Origin of the sequence: Streptomyces sp. NPDC026659, from assembly GCF_040638245.1 — a bacterium.
Taxonomy (GTDB): Bacteria; Actinomycetota; Actinomycetes; order Streptomycetales; family Streptomycetaceae; genus Streptomyces.
Genome location: NZ_JBEZXY010000013.1, coordinates 1 through 15,448, shown reverse-complemented (window position 1 = coordinate 15,448; position 15,448 = coordinate 1). Strand labels below are relative to the sequence as shown.

General features: G+C 71.7%; 17 protein-coding genes. 8 read left to right on the top strand and 9 right to left on the bottom strand.

Going from position 1 to position 15,448, the window contains the following annotated elements; genetic code table 11:
* Positions 1-29: 29 nt before the first annotated feature.
* Entirely contained in the window at positions 30-1,070 is a 1,041-nt protein-coding gene (locus AB0E91_RS27855; protein ID WP_361787514.1) for an LLM class flavin-dependent oxidoreductase, read from the top strand.
* On the opposite strand, the gene AB0E91_RS27850 is transcribed toward AB0E91_RS27855, so the two are convergent.
* Complete coding sequence (locus AB0E91_RS27850; RefSeq protein WP_361787512.1) at positions 1,071-2,033, bottom strand: TauD/TfdA family dioxygenase; 963 nt, start codon at positions 2,031-2,033, stop codon at positions 1,071-1,073.
* Positions 2,034-2,364: 331 nt separating this feature from the next.
* Here AB0E91_RS27850 and AB0E91_RS27845 point away from each other — a divergent pair, with 331 nt between their 5' ends.
* Positions 2,365-2,973 (top strand): hypothetical protein, encoded by a 609-nt coding sequence (locus AB0E91_RS27845; protein WP_361787510.1) that lies wholly within the window; start codon positions 2,365-2,367, stop codon positions 2,971-2,973.
* 156 nt (positions 2,974-3,129) lie between these two features.
* Here AB0E91_RS27845 and AB0E91_RS27840 read toward each other — a convergent pair whose 3' ends face one another.
* Positions 3,130-3,603, bottom strand: coding sequence for a peroxiredoxin (locus AB0E91_RS27840; protein ID WP_361787508.1), 474 nt, complete (start codon positions 3,601-3,603; stop codon positions 3,130-3,132).
* On the bottom strand, positions 3,600-3,980 hold the full coding sequence (locus AB0E91_RS27835) for a hypothetical protein (protein ID WP_361787506.1): 381 nt from the start codon (positions 3,978-3,980) through the stop codon (positions 3,600-3,602). The genes AB0E91_RS27840 and AB0E91_RS27835 overlap by 4 nt, the downstream gene beginning before the upstream one ends.
* 182 nt (positions 3,981-4,162) lie before the next feature.
* Between AB0E91_RS27835 and AB0E91_RS27830 the strand changes: the two genes are divergently transcribed.
* Both AB0E91_RS27830 and AB0E91_RS27825 read left to right on the top strand, forming a co-directional pair.
* On the top strand, positions 4,163-5,116 hold the full coding sequence (locus tag AB0E91_RS27830; RefSeq protein ID WP_361787805.1) for an ATP-dependent DNA ligase: 954 nt from the start codon (positions 4,163-4,165) through the stop codon (positions 5,114-5,116).
* A 116-nt stretch (positions 5,117-5,232) separates the two neighbouring features.
* Positions 5,233-6,009 carry an NPP1 family protein gene (locus AB0E91_RS27825; RefSeq protein WP_361787504.1) on the top strand — a complete coding sequence of 259 codons (777 nt, stop codon included), beginning with the start codon at positions 5,233-5,235 and terminating at the stop codon, positions 6,007-6,009.
* Positions 6,010-6,062: 53 nt separating this feature from the next.
* Here AB0E91_RS27825 and AB0E91_RS27820 read toward each other — a convergent pair whose 3' ends face one another.
* The 4 genes from AB0E91_RS27820 to AB0E91_RS27805 form a co-directional block, all read right to left on the bottom strand.
* The gene (locus tag AB0E91_RS27820; protein WP_361787803.1) at positions 6,063-6,587 is read right to left on the bottom strand and encodes a hypothetical protein; all 525 of its coding nucleotides are present in this window, start codon (positions 6,585-6,587) and stop codon (positions 6,063-6,065) included.
* 223 nt (positions 6,588-6,810) lie between these two features.
* Complete coding sequence (locus AB0E91_RS27815; RefSeq protein WP_361787502.1) at positions 6,811-7,656, bottom strand: ABC transporter permease; 846 nt, start codon at positions 7,654-7,656, stop codon at positions 6,811-6,813.
* Positions 7,616-8,461 (bottom strand): ATP-binding cassette domain-containing protein, encoded by an 846-nt coding sequence (locus tag AB0E91_RS27810; RefSeq protein WP_361787500.1) that lies wholly within the window; start codon positions 8,459-8,461, stop codon positions 7,616-7,618. The genes AB0E91_RS27815 and AB0E91_RS27810 overlap by 41 nt, the downstream gene beginning before the upstream one ends.
* Positions 8,458-8,979 carry a MarR family transcriptional regulator gene (locus AB0E91_RS27805; RefSeq protein ID WP_361787498.1) on the bottom strand — a complete coding sequence of 174 codons (522 nt, stop codon included), beginning with the start codon at positions 8,977-8,979 and terminating at the stop codon, positions 8,458-8,460. Before AB0E91_RS27805 ends, AB0E91_RS27810 begins: the two co-directional genes overlap by 4 nt.
* Before the next feature lie 180 nt (positions 8,980-9,159).
* Here AB0E91_RS27805 and AB0E91_RS27800 point away from each other — a divergent pair, with 180 nt between their 5' ends.
* The gene (locus AB0E91_RS27800) at positions 9,160-9,951 is read left to right on the top strand and encodes an RNA polymerase sigma factor SigF (RefSeq protein ID WP_361787496.1); all 792 of its coding nucleotides are present in this window, start codon (positions 9,160-9,162) and stop codon (positions 9,949-9,951) included.
* Positions 9,952-10,174: 223 nt separating this feature from the next.
* Entirely contained in the window at positions 10,175-10,990 is an 816-nt protein-coding gene (locus AB0E91_RS27795; RefSeq protein ID WP_361787494.1) for a VOC family protein, read from the top strand.
* A gap of 62 nt (positions 10,991-11,052) precedes the next feature.
* Here AB0E91_RS27795 and glgX read toward each other — a convergent pair whose 3' ends face one another.
* Together glgX and AB0E91_RS27785 are read right to left on the bottom strand one after the other, a co-directional pair.
* Entirely contained in the window at positions 11,053-13,194 is a 2,142-nt protein-coding gene (gene glgX, locus AB0E91_RS27790) for a glycogen debranching protein GlgX (RefSeq protein ID WP_361787492.1), read from the bottom strand.
* The gene (locus AB0E91_RS27785; RefSeq protein ID WP_361787490.1) at positions 13,191-13,685 is read right to left on the bottom strand and encodes a pep a2; all 495 of its coding nucleotides are present in this window, start codon (positions 13,683-13,685) and stop codon (positions 13,191-13,193) included. The genes glgX and AB0E91_RS27785 overlap by 4 nt, the downstream gene beginning before the upstream one ends.
* A gap of 302 nt (positions 13,686-13,987) precedes the next feature.
* Here AB0E91_RS27785 and AB0E91_RS27780 point away from each other — a divergent pair, with 302 nt between their 5' ends.
* On the top strand, positions 13,988-14,287 hold the full coding sequence (locus AB0E91_RS27780) for a DUF5133 domain-containing protein (RefSeq protein WP_018546029.1): 300 nt from the start codon (positions 13,988-13,990) through the stop codon (positions 14,285-14,287).
* A 109-nt stretch (positions 14,288-14,396) separates the two neighbouring features.
* Positions 14,397-15,448 (top strand): maltotransferase domain-containing protein (locus AB0E91_RS27775; protein ID WP_361787488.1); only part of this gene is annotated, 1,052 nt, incomplete at its 3' end.

The window sequence follows — 15,448 nt, the reverse complement described above, 5'->3', positions numbered from 1 at the left end:
GGAGTGCCGTCCGAGTGGTGGAGGAGGCCGTGGCGTCGATGTCGCGTCCGCTGCGCAAGCTGGGGTTTCTGACGATCGGGCTGTTCGACGCGGCGAATCCGGGACGGGGGCACGCGGACACGCTGGAGATCATCGAACTGGGCGAGCGACTGGGGTTCGACAGCGCCTGGGTGCGCCATCGGCATCTTCAGTACGGCATCTCCTCGCCGGTGGCCGTGCTGGCGGCCGCCTCGCAGCGCACCCGGCGCATCGAACTGGGTACGGCGGTGATCCCGCTGGGGTGGGAGAACCCGCTGCGCCTCGCCGAGGACCTGGCCACGGTGGACGTGCTGTCCGGCGGGCGCCTCAATCCCGGGGTCAGTGTGGGGCCGCCGATCCACTACGACCAGGTCAAGGAGGCGCTGTATCCGGTCTCCGCCGAGGTGGAGGACTTCGGGTACGGGCGGGTGCGGCGGCTGCTCGACCTCGTCGCCGGTGAGCCCGCCACGGACTTCAAGGGCGCCGAGGGCTTCGAGCAGTACTCCGACGTCGTCCAGCCGCACTCCCCCGGTCTCGCCCGGCGCATGTGGTACGGCGGCGGCAGCCTGGCCTCGGCGCGCTGGGCCGGTGAGCAGGGCATGAACCTGCTCACCAGCAGCGTCGTCAAGGCCGAGGACCCCGACGGGGCGCCGGACTTCGCGGCGATCCAGCTGGCCCAGATCCGGGAGTTCCGCGCCCGGCACCCCGAGGGGGAGGCGGCCCGGGTCTCCCAGGGTCTGGTGGTGATCCCGACCGACTCCGCGACGGCCGAACAGCGGGAGCGGTACGCCGAGTTCGCCGCCGCCCGGCTGCCTCGCACAACCTCCCCGCAGGGCCCGGCGCGGCTGCTGTTCGCGCCCGACCTGGTGGGCACCAGCGAGGAGATCGCCGAGCGGCTGCACGCGCACGCCGCGTTCCGCGAGGTGGACGAGGTGGCGTTCGCGCTGCCGTTCACCTTCCGGCGCGAGGACTACGTGCAGATCCTGACCGACATGGCGACGAAGCTCGGTCCGGCGCTGGGGCGCCCCGACCCCGGGCACGTCGGCGGCTGATCACCAGCGTCCGGGCTCCGTGCCGGTCAGCGCCTCGGACGGCGTCCCGTCCACCCCCACCGGCACGTCGCCCGCGAGCATCACCCGGTGCATGATCCGGGGATGGCCGAGGTGGGCGTTGTCGCCGGGCGCGAGGTGCACGGTGGCCCGGTTGTCCCAGAAGGCGACGCTGCCCGGCTCCCAGCGGAAGCGGACGGTGTACTCGGGCCGTACGACCTGCTCCAGGAGCATCTCCAGCAGGGCCGCGCTCTCGGGGCGGGAGACGCCCTCGATCTGCTCGACGTAGTAGCCGTTGACGAAGAGCACCCGTTCGCCGGTCTCCGGGTGGACGCGGACCAGCGGGTGCACGGAGGCCACCTGGTGGTCCAGGAGGCGGCGGAGGTAGGCGTCGTCGCCGGGGCGGGGCTGGTAGCCGACGCCGAGCCGGTGTTCGGCGCGCAGGCCGTCCACGAAGGCGCGCACCGGCGCGGACAGGCCCGCGTAGGCGGCGGCCAGGTTGGCCCAGGTGGTGTCGCCGCCGTAGGGCGGTACGGTCTCGGCGCGCAGGATGGTGGCGGCGGGCGGGTCGATGCGGGCGCCGTGGTCGCAGTGCCAGCCGCGCAGCAGCGTGTGCCGGCGGCGGCGCAGCCACTCGTCGTGCTCCATGCCGAAGCGTCCGCCGAGTTCCAGCCGGTCGGCGGTGGTCTCCACCTCGGGGAATCCCTCGGGCGAGGCGCTGCCCCGGCGGCCGAGGACGACCGGCTCGCCGAAGCGGCGGGCGAAGGCGATGTGCGCGGCGTGGTCGAGGTGCTGGTCCCGGAAGAACACCACCTTCCAGCGCAGCACCGCCGCCCTGATCAGCTCCGCCACCGCGTCGTCGAGCGGCTCGGCGAGGTCCACGCCGGTGATCTCGGCCCCGATGTGCCCGGCTACGGGCAGGACCTCCACGCCCTTGGCCGGGTCCACCACGCTGTCCGTCGTCATGTGTGCGCTCCCTGGTTTTCGTCCGTGGTCCCAGGGTGATCGTGTCAGCCGGACACCCGTTCTGGCGACAGCGCCCGGGGGTAATGAAAAGCCTTGCCTCACCCCCCGAAGACACTATGGGCGATATCTACCGTAAACCCTCTCTTACTTCCTCCACGCCACCCAACGCACCGAAATGCAACCGCGCGTTCCAGGCCGAGCGGGACTCGCTTCGACATCCTCCCGCGCAGCTCATCAGAGGTCATTTACCCAACGATTACAGGGCAGTTGACCTCAGGGTTTCGTGGTAGTGTCCTCGTTCAAAGGGACAGAGCAACGTGAAAGGGAAATCGTGAACACGGAGAAGATTGCCGCTCGCCGCCTCTCATTGGAAGAGGTGACGGAGCTCGGCATGAAGGACAGGATCTTCGTTTCCGCCGACACGGCAGAACTCAAGCTTCCCGGCTGCTATGTCCCTGCTTTTCTGACCAAGTCCGGTGAGGATTTCGAGGGTGGCTCGGTCGCGGCGAGGACCATATTCCAGGAAGAGGTCTCCTGCCTTCCCGACGACGAGAATGAAGCCGGAATCTACCTGGCCGACGAGAACGGCTCGGTGACCATCGAGGTCCTCCAGTCCGCCGGCGTCGTGCTGGACCTGGCGCTCTTCGTCCCCGGTGGGGACAAGGGGGCCCTCAGCGCCCTTTACGCCGCGGCCCGGCAGGCGTTCGGCGCCGACGTCGTGCAGATCTGGCGCCAGGGCCTCAAGGAGGTTCCCGACGTGAAGGTCGACATCTTCGAGGAGCAGGTTCCCCGGGGACGCAAGGGGGGCGAGACCCCCAAGCGTGACCGTCGCGCGATCGACACCTACCCCACCCGTGCGGATTTCATCGAATTCACCACGGGGTGGAAGCCGGTCGTTGAGATTCACCGGCCGGTTGTCGACGACACCCCGACCATCTGAGGCGGCGTCACCTCTCTTTCTCGGCGCCAGAAAACGCCGAAGCGCCGTTCCGCTCGATGACCTCGCGAGACAGCCCGCCGACAAAGATCAAAGTCGGCGGGCATCACGCGCATTGTGGCGACGGCCGGAGGCAATGCTCTTCGCGCCGGCATGCGGTCATCCCTGGGCGCGGGCAGCCCGTAGCGCGGCCAGGGCGCGGTCCGCGTGGGTGTTCATACGCAGTTCGCTGCGGACGACCTCCAGGACGGTGCGGTCGGGCGCGATGACGAAGGTGGCCCGCTTGGTGGGGGCGAGCGTGAAGCCCCGCTTGACGCCGAAGCCCTCGCGGACGGTGCCGTCGGCGTCGGAGAGCAGCGGCATCCCGAGGGTGTGCTTGTCGGCGAACTCCCGCTGCCGGTCCACCTCGTCGCCGCTGATGCCGACGGGACGCGCCCCGGCTTCGGCGAACTCGGCGGCGAGGTCGCGGAAGTGGCAGGCCTCGGCGGTGCAGCCGGGGGTGAGGGCGGCCGGGTAGAAGAAGAGCACCACGGGGCCGTCCGCGAGCAGTTCGCTCAGACGGCGGGTGGCGCCGGTCTCGTCGGGGAGGGCGAAGTCCGGGGCGGTGTCGCCGATCCTGATCTCGGTGCTCATGCGCGCCCCTCCCCGGTACGGGCCACACCACGGGCCCAGAGAACCAGCGGCACCTGGAGCGGCAGCCGGGCGAAGGCGGCGCCCCGCTGTCGGGCCGGGCGGTGCCGCCAGTCCACGGCCATCTTCACGTTGGCGGGGAACACCCCGACGAAGAACACGGCGGCGGCCTTCGCGGCCAGGGGCCGGGTGCGCCGCGCGGCGATGCCCGCGGCGAGGGCGAGTTCGACGGCTCCGCTGCCGTACGTCCAGGCCCGGCGGGAGCCGGGCAGCGCCTTCGGGATGGTCGCGTCGAACGGGCGCGGGGCGGCGAAGTGGGCGACCCCGGCGGCGGCCAGCAGACCGGCCAGCAGCAGGGGTGAGCGTTCGGACCGGGGCACGGTGCCTCCTCAGGTGACCTGACGCCGGATATTACTGCACGGTACACACCGCGCGGATCACGGGGCACCGCGCGGGGTCCGAGAGCGCGGGCCGTTCGGGGGAAACCCCGCCCTGACGTGCGTGGAAGCGCGTCCTGCGGTCGAGATCTTCAGCCGTGACCACCCTGCCCCTCGTCGCGCCGATGCTCGCCACTCCCGGCACGCTGCCGCCCCCGGCGCAGGACCACCGGTGGGCGTACGAGACCAAGCAGGACGGCCAGCGGGTGATGGTGTACCTGCCCGGCAACGGAAGTGTGCTGCTGCGCGCCCGCTCGGGCGAGGACATCACCGCCGCCTATCCCGAACTCGCCTCGCTGAGAACGGCGTTGGGCACCACCCCGGCCGTGCTGGACGGCGAGGTGCTGGCCCTGGACGAACAGGGCCGGGCCGACTTCCAGTTGCTCCAGGGCCGGATGGGCCTCGCCCACTCCCCCGCGCTGGCGGCCCGCCGGGCCGGACAGGTGCCGGTCCATCTGGTGCTGTTCGACGTGCCCTTCCTGGGCGAACCCCTGCTGCGCACGCCGTACGCCCGGCGGCGGACCGCGCTGGAGGCACTGGCGCTCGACGGGCCCCACTGGTCGGTGCCGGGCGCGCTGGTGGGGCACGGCACCGAGGCGCTGCGCGCGACCCGGGAGCACGGCCTGGAGGGGCTGGTGTGCAAGCGGCTGGACTCGGCATACGAGCCGGGGATGCGCTCCCGCGCCTGGATCAAGATCCGCAACCAGCGGAGCGCGGACGTGATCGTGGGCGGCTGGCTGCCCGGCAAGGGGCGCCTGACGGGGCTGCCCGGGGCGGTGCTCCTCGGGCAGCGCGACGGCGGCCGGCTGCGGTACGCAGGCCGGGTGGGCACCGGCTGGAGCGAGGCGCAACGCATCGAACTCGCCGCGTTGCTGGGCGAGTTGACGAGCGAGCAGTGCCCCTTCGACCCGGCGCCGAGGATCGCCGAGGCGCGCTGGGTGCTGCCCCGGCTGGTCGGCGAGGTCGGCTACAGCACCCGCACCCGCGCGGGCCTGCTGCGTCAGCCGACGTGGCTGCGGCTGCGCCCGGATCTGACGCCCGAGGAGTCGGCGGCGGATGTGCCGGAGGGCAACGGCTGAGACGGAAGGTGATCCGTCGGCCAGGGTTCACCGGTGGGACACCCGGGGTGACACGGGGGCGCACACATGTGCCAGGATGCTGAACTCCCTTACCCCCCAACCGAGTTGGAGACTCAGTGGCTTCGTTCACGTCCCCTCGGCGACGCGGCAGATGGCTGGCCGCGCTCACCGGCGCCGCCACGCTCGTGCTCGCCACCCCCGCCTTCGCCGCCGGCGGTCCGCCGCAGGCCCTGCCGCAGAACGCCGAGGCCGACGAGCTGAAGTACCAGCCCGCGTTCGACTACGACACCGACGGCTGCTACTCCACCCCGGCGATAGGCCCCGACGGCACGATCAACCCGGGCCTGAACCCGACCGGCGCGCTCAACGGCAACTGCCACGACGCGTCCGACCTGGACAACACCAACAGCTACTCGCGCTACAAGTGCAACAACGGCTGGTGCGGCTATCTGTACACCCTGTACTTCGAGAAGGACCAGGCGCTGCCCGGTGTCAGCCTCGGCGGCCACCGCAACGACTGGGAGCATGTGGCGGTCTGGGTGCAGGACGGCCAGGTCAAGTACGTCTCGACGTCCAACCACGGCAAGTTCACCGTGCACCCCGTCTCCGAGGTCCGCTTCGAGGGCACGCACCCCAAGGCCGTCTACCACAAGGACGGCATCAGCACCCACTGCTTCCGGCTGGGCACCGCCAACGACGAGCCGCCGGAGAACCACAAGCACACCTGGCAGTACCCGCCGCTGGTGGGCTGGAACGGCTACCCGCCCGGGCTGCGCGACAAGCTCAGCTCGTACGACTTCGGTAGCGCCAACTTCCCGCTGAAGGAGGCGAGTTTCGCCTCGCACCTCACCGCGGCGAAGCCGTCCGGGATTCCGTTCGACCCGAACGCCTGACAGAGCGGGGGCGGTTCACCGCTGCCGGTGAACCGCCCCTCCGCGCGGACTTCTCAGGCGCTGCCGGGCTCGGCCTGGTCCCTGAGGAAGGCGGCCAGTTCGTGCGCGAGGCTTCCGGCCCCGGCGCTCGCGGCGGCCGCGGCCGGCGGCGTCTCGGTGATTCCCACACCGCCGGTCCACAGACGGCGGTCGGCCCACTCCTCGTCCACGCGCGGCTGGACCTGCACGTCGACATGGGTGAGTGCCGCCTCGGGAGCGGCCGCGCAGAGGAAGGCGGTGGCCCGGCGCAACGGGTGCACGTCGAAGCCCTCGATGAACTGCGAGTTGCGCCAGTCGATGAAGGCGCCCTCGCCGTCGGGGCCGACCCGGACGTCGATCTGACCGTCCTCCAGCTGCACGCCGTAGGACCGCGTGCCCCGGTTCTCGAAGGTCACCCGGAGACCGAAATAGGTGAGCCCGGCGGCGGCGTCGTCCCGCCCGCGCGGCGGTTCGGCTCGCTCCAGGCTGTGGACGCGGACGCGCAGACCGGCGAAGTCGTCGTACTCCTGCCAGTCACCGACCACGTTCGGCTCGTACACGGTTCCCCTCTCGACCATCCGGGAGCTGCTGTTTATCTGTGGGCCGAGCGCACTGTCAAATAAGCCGAATACGGCGTGGCCTGGCGGTTCGCCCGGTTTGATCGGTGATCAAGCCGTGCGCAGGAGGAACGGCATGGGAGGGGGTTCCATGCCATACGGCCCGCGTGCCGCACATCACGTCCGGGCCGCGCCGACACGCCTCGTGTCCAGGCCCGGTTTCCGGTCAGCGCACCAGCCGGCCGAGCAGCGAGGAGGCGGCCGTGATCCCGAGGACGGCGGCCAGCGCGAGCACGCCGAAGTCGGCCGGAAGGTGGGCCGGGGTGCCGAGCAGCAGCCCGCGCAGGGCGTCCACCTGATAGCTGAGCGGGTTCACCCGACTGACCGCCTGGAGCCAGCCCGGCATCACCGAGACGGGGTAGAGCGCGTTGGAGCCGAAGAACAGCGGCATGGTGATCGCCTGCCCGAAGCCCATCAGCCGGTCGCGGCTGAGCACGATGCCCGCGATGGTCATGGACAGACACGAGAAGAACGCGGCACCGAGGACCACGACGACGGCGACCCCGAGCAGCTTCAGCGGGTTCCAGGTGAGGGTGACCCCGAGCAGGGCGGCGATCACGATCACGACGACGGCCTGGATCAGCGACTTCACCCCGGCCGCGAACGCCTTGCCCGTGATCAGCGCCGAGCGCGGGGTGGGCGTGACGAGCAGTTTGTCCAGGGTGCCCGCGTCGCGTTCCCAGATGATCTGGATGCCGTAGAAGATCGCGATGAACATCGCGGACTGGGCGATGATGCCGGGCGCCAGGAAGTCGATGTAGGGGATGCCCCCGGTGGGGATCGCCCGGATGCGGGTGAAGGTCTGGCCGAAGATCAGCAGCCAGAGGGCGGGCTGGACGGCGCGCGTGTACAGCTCGGTGCGGTCGTGGCGCAGTTTCTGCAGTTCGACGGCGCACATCGCGGCGACCCGGGCGGGCAGCAGCAGGAGGCCGGATCGCGGGCGGGGTGGCCCGCTCGGCGCGGGGGCGCGGTCAGCCGACTCGGCGCGCGGTGCGGCGGGTGCTCCGGACATCGCGGAAATCTCCTCCCGTTCGGTCGTCCAGGCCGCTTCCGGCGACGTCCCGGAAGACGTCCTCCAGCGTGGGCACGGTGTCGGTGCCCAGCCGTTCGGCCAGGCCCCGGCGCAGTTCGGCGGGGGTGCCCAGGGCGCGGACGCGGCCGTGGTGCATGAGGCCGACCCGGTCGCAGTACTGGTCGGCCTCGTCCATGTAGTGGGTGGTGAGCAGGACGGTCATGCCGGTGGCGGCGCGTACGGAGTCGATGTGCTCCCAGACGCCGGTGCGGGCGATGGGGTCGAGCCCGATGGTGGGCTCGTCGAGGATGAGCAGCCGGGGCTCGCTGACCAGGGCCTGGGCGAGTTCGAGGCGGCGGACCATGCCACCGGAGTAGGTGCCCGCGAGCCGGTCGGCGGCCTCGGTGAGGCCGACGGCGGCCAGGGCGTGGGCGACGCGCCCGGCGCGCTCGCGGCGCGGTACGTCGAAGACGCGGGCGAAGAGGACGACGTTCTCGCGTCCGGTCAGTCCGCTGTCGGCCGAGAGCCGCTGGGGGACGTAGCCGATGGTGCGGCGCACGTCCATGCGCGCGCGGGCGGCGTCGTGCCCGAAGACGCGGACGGCACCGGCCGGGACCGGGAGCAGGGTGGTGACACAGCGGATGGCGGTGGTCTTGCCCGCTCCGTTGGGTCCGAGCAGCCCGAACACCTCGCCCTCGCGGACGGTCAGATCGAGCCCGTCGACGGCCCGGGTGCCGCCGAAGGCGTAGGTCAGGCCGGTGCAGGTCAGGGCCGCGCCGGGGGGCGGCGGGTCGTCGCTCGTCATGATTCCTCGGCTTTCCCCGGCGTTCGCCGGTCCGTGCCGGTGTCCTCCGACTCCTCGTGCAGGGCGGTGGCCAGCCTGCGCAGCGCGGGGAGTGCGGCGCGCAGGGCCGCGCGGTCGTCGGCGTCGAGACGGGCCACCTCCTGGCCGACCAGTTCGGCGCGGCGGCGGCGCCACTCCCCGAGCCGTTCCGACGCGGCCGGGGTGAGCCGCAGCCGGGCGGCGCGGCGGTCGGCGGGGTCGGTCTCGCGGAGCAGGTAGCCGTCCCGGACGAGCCGGTTGACCAGGGTGGACACGGAGTTCCCGGCCAGGTGCAGGGCGCGGGCGGCGTCCGAGACTCCGAGGCCGGGCCGCTCCTCGACCAGCCGCAGCAGCTCGACCTCGGCGCCGCGCAGCCGGGGCTCGGTGAGTCGGCCGCGCAGCCGTCGCCGGATCAGCCGCTGGACGCGCACCAGCGTGTCGGCCAGCTCTTCCGGGAAGGCGTCGGGTTCGCCCTTTTCCTCGCCTTTTTCCTCGTCCACTCCTGGAGATTACCTCTGTTGCAGAGGTAAGGAACGTCAAAGACAGGTCAAGCACTTCGCACCGTTTGGCGGCTTGTGTACATACTTGTTTTGGTTTGCCGGACATCGGGAAGGCGAACCAACGGTGCCCCGCAGAGGGCACGTCCGTGGACCCAGCCCCCGCTGAGAGAAGTGCGCGCGATGGCTGTCACTGACAGCACGAAGACCCACCCCCATGACGACGCTCCGGACACGGCGGAAGCCTTCGAGCGGCTCGCCGGGCTGCCCGACGGGCCACGGCGCCGGGAACTCAGGGACGAGCTGGTGCGGCTGTGGCTGCCCATGGCCGAGCGGATCGCGGTGCGCTTCCGCGGCCGCGGCGAGTCCCTGGAGGATCTCTACCAGGTGGCGGCGCTCGGCCTGGTGAAGGCGGTCGACCACTACGACCCGGAGCGCGGCCGCGCCTTCGAGGCGTACGCGGTCCCGACCATCACCGGCGAGATCAAGCGGCACTTCCGCGACCACATGTGGACGCTGCACGTGCCCCGGCGGGTCCAGGACCTGCGCAACCGGGTCCGCGTCGCGTGGAAGGAGCTGTCCCAGACCACCTCGGGCCGCGCCCCCGGCGTCGAGGAGATCGCCCAGCGCACCGGCCTCACCGAGGACGAGGTACGCACCGGCATGGAGGCGCTGGAGTGCTTCTCCGCGCTCTCGCTGGACGCCGAGGTGGCCGGGACCGAGGGCTTCGCGCTCGGTGACTGCCTCGGAGAGCCGGACCCGGGGTTCGACCTGGTGGTGGACCGGGTGGCCGTCTCCCCGTTCCTCGCCGCGCTGCCGGAGCGCGAGCGCACCATCCTCTACCTGCGGTTCTTCCGGGGCATGACCCAGAGCCGCATCGCCGACCAGCTCGGCATCTCCCAGATGCACGTGTCCCGGCTGCTCACGGGCTGCTTCGACCGGCTGCGCGAGGAACTGCTCGCGGAAGCGGGCTGAGTGATTCACCCCTTCGGGGCTCCCCCGTCACCCTCTTCTTTCACCCGTTCGGTCTACCCACCCGCTGCCGCACGGCAGTCCCGCGCAGCCGTGCGGGGGCGGTGCCGTACGCCCCTGCCTGGCCGGGCCGCGCCGGGGTACTCGGGAGGCATTCGACCCCCGTCCGGCCGGACACTGGTGCGGACCGGTGGCCGCCCGGCCCCGAGAGCAGGACGCGACTGCCATGAATCACGACACAGCCGTCAGCGGTGAACCGAGGAAGCGGAAGGACTCCCCCTCGACGCATTCCTTCTTCGGCGCCCCCTGCTGGGTGAGCCTGACCAGCCGCGATCTGCAGGCCACCGAGGAGTTCTACACGGCCGTGCTCGGCTGGACCTGGCGCGAGGCGGAGCTGGGCGACCGGTTCCGGGTCGCGCTGGCGAACGGGGTGCCGGTGGCCGGCATCGCCGCGGTGGCCTCGATGTTGCAGACGGCGGTGGCCTGGACGCCGTACTTCGCGGTGCCGGACGCCGACGTGGCGGTGTCCCGGGCGCGCGAGCGCGGCGGCACGGCGGCGGTGGGCCCGCTGTCCTTCCCGCCGGGCCGGGCCGCCCTGCTCGCCGACCGCGACGGCGCCACCTTCGGGGTCTGGCAGGGCGAGCTGGTCTCCAACTGGGAGACCTGGCGCCGCTCGGCCCCCACCTTCATCCGGCTGCACACTCGCGACGCCTTCGACTCCGCGATCTTCTACGGCGAGGTGCTGGACTGGGCGACCGGGGCGCCGGGCTGCTGCGAGGTCGAGTACGAGGGCGGCGAGGTGGTGCTGCGCAGCCAGGGCGACGTGGTGGCGCGTATCGACTCGGGCGCGGTGGAGGCGGCTCCCGACCCCTCGGTGCGGCCGCACTGGCAGGTGCACTTCGCGGTGTCCGACGTGGCCCGCTGTGCGCGCGGCGCCGAGAAGCACGGCGGCAGCGTGCTCAGCGAGCAGGCGACCGAGGCCGTGCTGCGCGACCCGGACGGGGCGCAGTTCACGGTGACCTCGCGCGACCCGCGCGGCTGACGCGCACACGTGTGAGGGGCGCCCACCGGCCGGTGGGCGCCCCTCACACGTGTGGGCGGGCTTCAGCCGCCCCGGGAGGGCCGGGAGAGCAGGATCAGGCTGCGGGCCTCGACCCGGAGCCCGCTGCCCGCCTTGCGCTCGCGTTCGTCGGGCACGCCGTCGGGGTCGGCGGTGTCGATCAGGGTGGTCCAGCGCTCGCCGTAGGACACCCCGGGCAGTCGGAAGTCGACCGGCTCCCAGTAGCCGTTGAGGAGGATCAGGAAGGAGTCGTCGACCACGCGCCGTCCGTAGGCGTCGCGTTCGGCGATGGCGTCGCCGTTGAGGAACACGCCCACCGAGTACGCGTCGTCGCGCTGCCAGTCCTGGTCGGCCATCTCGCGCGCGTCGGGCCGCAGCCACACCAGGTCGGGCAGCCGCCGGTCGGCCTTGGCCGGGGTCTCGCCGTGGAAGAACCGGCGCCTGCGCAGCACCGGGTGCCCGGCGCGCAGGGCGATGATCCGGCGGGTGAACTCGGCCAGGGACCGCTGTTCGCCGTCGAGGTCCCAGTCCACCCAGGAGACCTCGTTGTCCTGGCAGTAGGCGTTGTTGTTGCCCCCCTGGGTGCGGCCGAGTTCGTCGCCGTGGGCGAGCATCGGAATGCCCTGGCTCAGCAGCAGCGTGGCCAGCAGATTGCGCTGCTGGCGGGCGCGCAGTTCGAGCACGCCGGCGTCGTCGGTCTCGCCCTCGACCCCGCAGTTCCAGGACCGGTTGACGCTCTCGCCGTCCTGGTTGTCCTCGCCGTTGGCCTCGTTGTGCTTGTCGTTGTACGACACGAGGTCGCGCAGGGTGAAACCGTCGTGCGCGGTGACGAAGTTGACGCTGGCCCGGGGTCTTCGCCTGCTGGCCTGGTAGAGGTCGGAGGAGCCGGTGAGCCGGGAGGCGAACTCCCCGAGCGAGCCGGGCTCGGCACGCCAGAAGTCCCGTACGGCGTCACGGTACTTGCCGTTCCACTCCGACCAGAGCTGGGGGAAGTTGCCGACCTGGTAACCACCCTCGCCCAGGTCCCACGGCTCGGCGATCAGCTTGACGCGGCTGATCACCGGGTCCTGCTGGATCAGGTCGAAGAACGCCGAGAGCCGGTCCACCTCGTGGAACTGCCGGGCCAGCGTGGCCGCGAGGTCGAAGCGGAAGCCGTCCACGTGCATCTCGGTGACCCAGTAGCGCAGCGAGTCCATGATGAGCTGGAGCACGTAGGGGTGGCGCATCAGCAGGCTGTTGCCGGTGCCGGTGGTGTCGTAGTAGTGCGCCCAGTCGCCGTCGACCAGGCGGTAGTACGAGGCGTTGTCGATGCCCCGGAAGGAGAGGGTGGGGCCCTTCTCGTTGCCCTCGGCGGTGTGGTTGTAGACCACGTCGAGGATGACCTCGAGACCGGCCGCGTGCAGCGCCTTCACCATGGCCTTGAACTCGTCGACCTGCTGCCCGCGCGAGCCGAGGGCGGCGTAGGCGTTGTGCGGGGCGAAGAAGCCGATGGTGTTGTAGCCCCAGTAGTTGGTGAGGCCCCGGTCGCGCAGCACGCCGTCCTGCGCGAACTGGTGGACCGGCATCAGCTCGACCGCGGTGACGCCGAGCGAGGTGAGGTGCCCGGTGACGGCGGGGTGGGCAAGGCCCGCGTAGGTGCCGCGCAGCCGCTCGGGGACCTCGGGGTGGGTGCGGGTCAGGCCGCGTACGTGGGCCTCGTAGATGACGGACTCGGAGTACGGGATGTCCGGCGGCCGGTCGTCGCCCCAGTCGAAGGAGGGGTCGGTGACCACGCCGAGCATCGAGTGCCCGGCGCTGTCGGCCGGGTCCGGTCCCTCGGGGTCGCGTTCGTAGAGCGAGGCGTCGTTGTCCGTCTGGCCGTCGACGGCGCGGGCGTAGGGGTCGAGCAGCAGCTTGGCGGGGTTGCAGCGGTTGCCGAGCGAGGGCTGCCAGGGGCCGTGCACCCGGTAGCCGTAGCGCTGCCCGGGGCCGACGCCGGGCAGGTAGGCGTGCCGGACGAAGCCGTCGACCTCGTGCAGCGGGACGCGCGTCTCGCGCCCGGCGTCGTCCACGAGGCTGAGGTCGACGCGCTCGGCGACCTCGCTGAAGAGCGCGAAGTTCGTGCCCTGCCCGTCGTAGGAGGCGCCCAACGGATAGGGGTGCCCGCTCCACACGGGCACCCCTTTCCGGGACTTGCGCGCCGTCACCGGGCGCCCGCCAGGGTGTCGGGGGCGGCGAGGGCGGCCACGGGCAGCGCGCGCGGCAGGTCCAGCACCCGGCGCAGGCTGGGCACCGGCGCGGTGGCGACCAGCGGGACGCGCTGGTCGGAGCGGGCGCGCTGGGAGAACCAGATGACCTTGCCGCCGCCCGCGGTGGCGCAGCACCCCCAGCCGTCGCTCATCGCCGCGAGGTCCGCGAGACAGGCCCGCAGGTCCTGGTCGGGGCGCAGCTCCCGGTCGTCGCCGCCGACGGCGGTGATCAGATGCTGGCCGGTCCACCACATCTCGATCGAGGTGGCCTTGTCCGTGGCGTGCCGGTCGATCGCCCGCAGCAGCAACCGGGTGCCGTGACGGACGGGACCGACGAGGTTCTCGAGGTCCCAGTAGCGCAGATGGGCGGCCAGGATGCGGCTGACCTGTCCCACCCGTTCCGGGCCGACTTCCACGTCGAGGTGGTAGTAGCAGGGCACTGCCTTCATCGTCGCTTGCTCCTCACCGGCGAAGCTCCCGCCCGTCGCCCCGATCGGGACGGATTCCCGGTCACGTGGCGTGAGCGCCGATCGCTTCTGAGTCACTCCCACAGTGCGGGGGCTACGCCATTCGTGCAACACGAGCGTCACGAACGGCCGGGTCGTTGAAGCTCCAACAGGACGATGCGTGTGTACGCGTGCACCATGAGTGAAAACCTCGATCGACGTCATGGCGCCGTGCGCTTCCGTGCGCGGTGCCACCCGATCCTCGGGACCGCGCCCGGTCGAGAGCGGGAAAGGTGAAAAGGGCCATGCTGCTACCGGCCAAGGCCGAAGTGGCCCGGCAGTTGCGGCGTTACCGGGCGTGGGAGCGCGTGATGCTCGCCTCGCCCCACGACCGCACGGTCCGGGGCACCTTCGAGGATTCGGGCTACACCCTGTGCGTGCTGATGGGAAAGCGGTGCGCCAGGGAGGCCGCGGACGCGGCCGAGCGGTATCTGCGCTCCACCCTGACCGGCTATCTGCGCGAGCAGGACGGCCGGCCGCGAGGGGACAGGGCGGCGCGACGCGCGCAGTCCCCGGAGCGGCGTTCCACGGCGCCACGGCCCTGACCTGGCACCGTACATGGCGTTCCCCACGGGACGGCAGCAGCCGGCTTGTGGATCGGATCGCGAAGCCGGGCCCGTGTGCCCGGCTTCGCGCACGGCGGAGGTGAGATCCATGCGCAGGACTCCGGCCATCGGCCGCGTACCGGTACGTGATGTCCGGCCGTCCGTGGAATGCGGAAGGCGCCCGGCGAAGGCGGTGACCGGGGAGACGTTCCTGGTGACCGCCACCGTGTTCCGCGAGGGGCACGACGTGGTGGGCGCCAACGTGGTCCTGCGCAATCCCAAGGGCCGGCGCGGCCCTTGGCTGCCGATGCGTGAGCTGTCCCCCGGCAGTGACGTGTGGGGTGCCGAGGTCACCCCGGACATGACGGGCCGCTGGACCTACCGGGTCGAGGCGTGGAGTCATCCGCTGGCGACCTGGCGGCACGCGGCCGGTATCAAGATCCCGGCGGGCATCGACACCGGCCTGGTCCTGGAGGAGGGCGCCGAGCTGTACGAGCGCGCCGCCGCCGGAGTCCCCAAGGGCGCGGAACGCGACCTGGTCCTTGCGGCCGCCCGCGACCTCGGCGACGACACCCTCGGGGTGGACGACCGGCTGAAGGGCGCCCTGTCGGCCGAGGTGGCGGACCTCCTGGAGCGTTATCCGCTGCGGGAGTTGGTGACCGCGTCCGATCCGCTGCCCCTGCTGGTCGAGCGCGAGCGCGCGCTGTACGGCTCCTGGTACGAGTTCTTCCCGCGCTCGGAGGGGACGGTCGAGCAGCCGCACGGCACCTTCCGCACCGCCGAACGGCGCTTGGAGGCCATCGCGGAGATGGGCTTCGACGTGGTCTACCTCCCGCCGATCCATCCGATCGGGACCACGCACCGCAAGGGCCGCAACAACACGCTCACCGCGACGCCGGAAGATGTCGGTGTGCCGTGGGCGATCGGTTCGCCGGAGGGCGGCCACGACAGCATCCATCCGCAGCTGGGGACGCTGGAGGACTTCGACCACTTCGTGGGCCGTGCGCGCGAGTTGGGCCTTGAAGTCGCGCTCGATTTCGCCCTCCAGTGCTCGCCGGACCACCCGTGGGTGGAGAAGCACCCCCAGTGGTTCCACCACCGCCCCGACGGCACCATCGCCTACGCCGAGAACCCGCCGAAGAAGTACCAGGACATCTACCC

Excerpts from the sequence above, each read along its gene's own strand:
- AB0E91_RS27850 (WP_361787512.1), bottom strand. The coding sequence starts at position 2,033 with ATGACGACGGACAGCGTGGTGGACCCGGCCAAGGGCGTGGAGGTCCTG.
- AB0E91_RS27840 (WP_361787508.1), bottom strand. The coding sequence starts at position 3,603 with ATGAGCACCGAGATCAGGATCGGCGACACCGCCCCGGACTTCGCCCTC.
- AB0E91_RS27830 (WP_361787805.1), top strand. The coding sequence starts at position 4,163 with ATGCTCGCCACTCCCGGCACGCTGCCGCCCCCGGCGCAGGACCACCGG.
- AB0E91_RS27815 (WP_361787502.1), bottom strand. The coding sequence starts at position 7,656 with ATGTCCGGAGCACCCGCCGCACCGCGCGCCGAGTCGGCTGACCGCGCC.
- AB0E91_RS27810 (WP_361787500.1), bottom strand. The coding sequence starts at position 8,461 with ATGACGAGCGACGACCCGCCGCCCCCCGGCGCGGCCCTGACCTGCACC.
- AB0E91_RS27800 (WP_361787496.1), top strand. The coding sequence starts at position 9,160 with ATGGCTGTCACTGACAGCACGAAGACCCACCCCCATGACGACGCTCCG.
- AB0E91_RS27795 (WP_361787494.1), top strand. The coding sequence starts at position 10,175 with ATGAATCACGACACAGCCGTCAGCGGTGAACCGAGGAAGCGGAAGGAC.
- AB0E91_RS27785 (WP_361787490.1), bottom strand. The coding sequence starts at position 13,685 with ATGAAGGCAGTGCCCTGCTACTACCACCTCGACGTGGAAGTCGGCCCG.
- AB0E91_RS27780 (WP_018546029.1), top strand. The coding sequence starts at position 13,988 with ATGCTGCTACCGGCCAAGGCCGAAGTGGCCCGGCAGTTGCGGCGTTAC.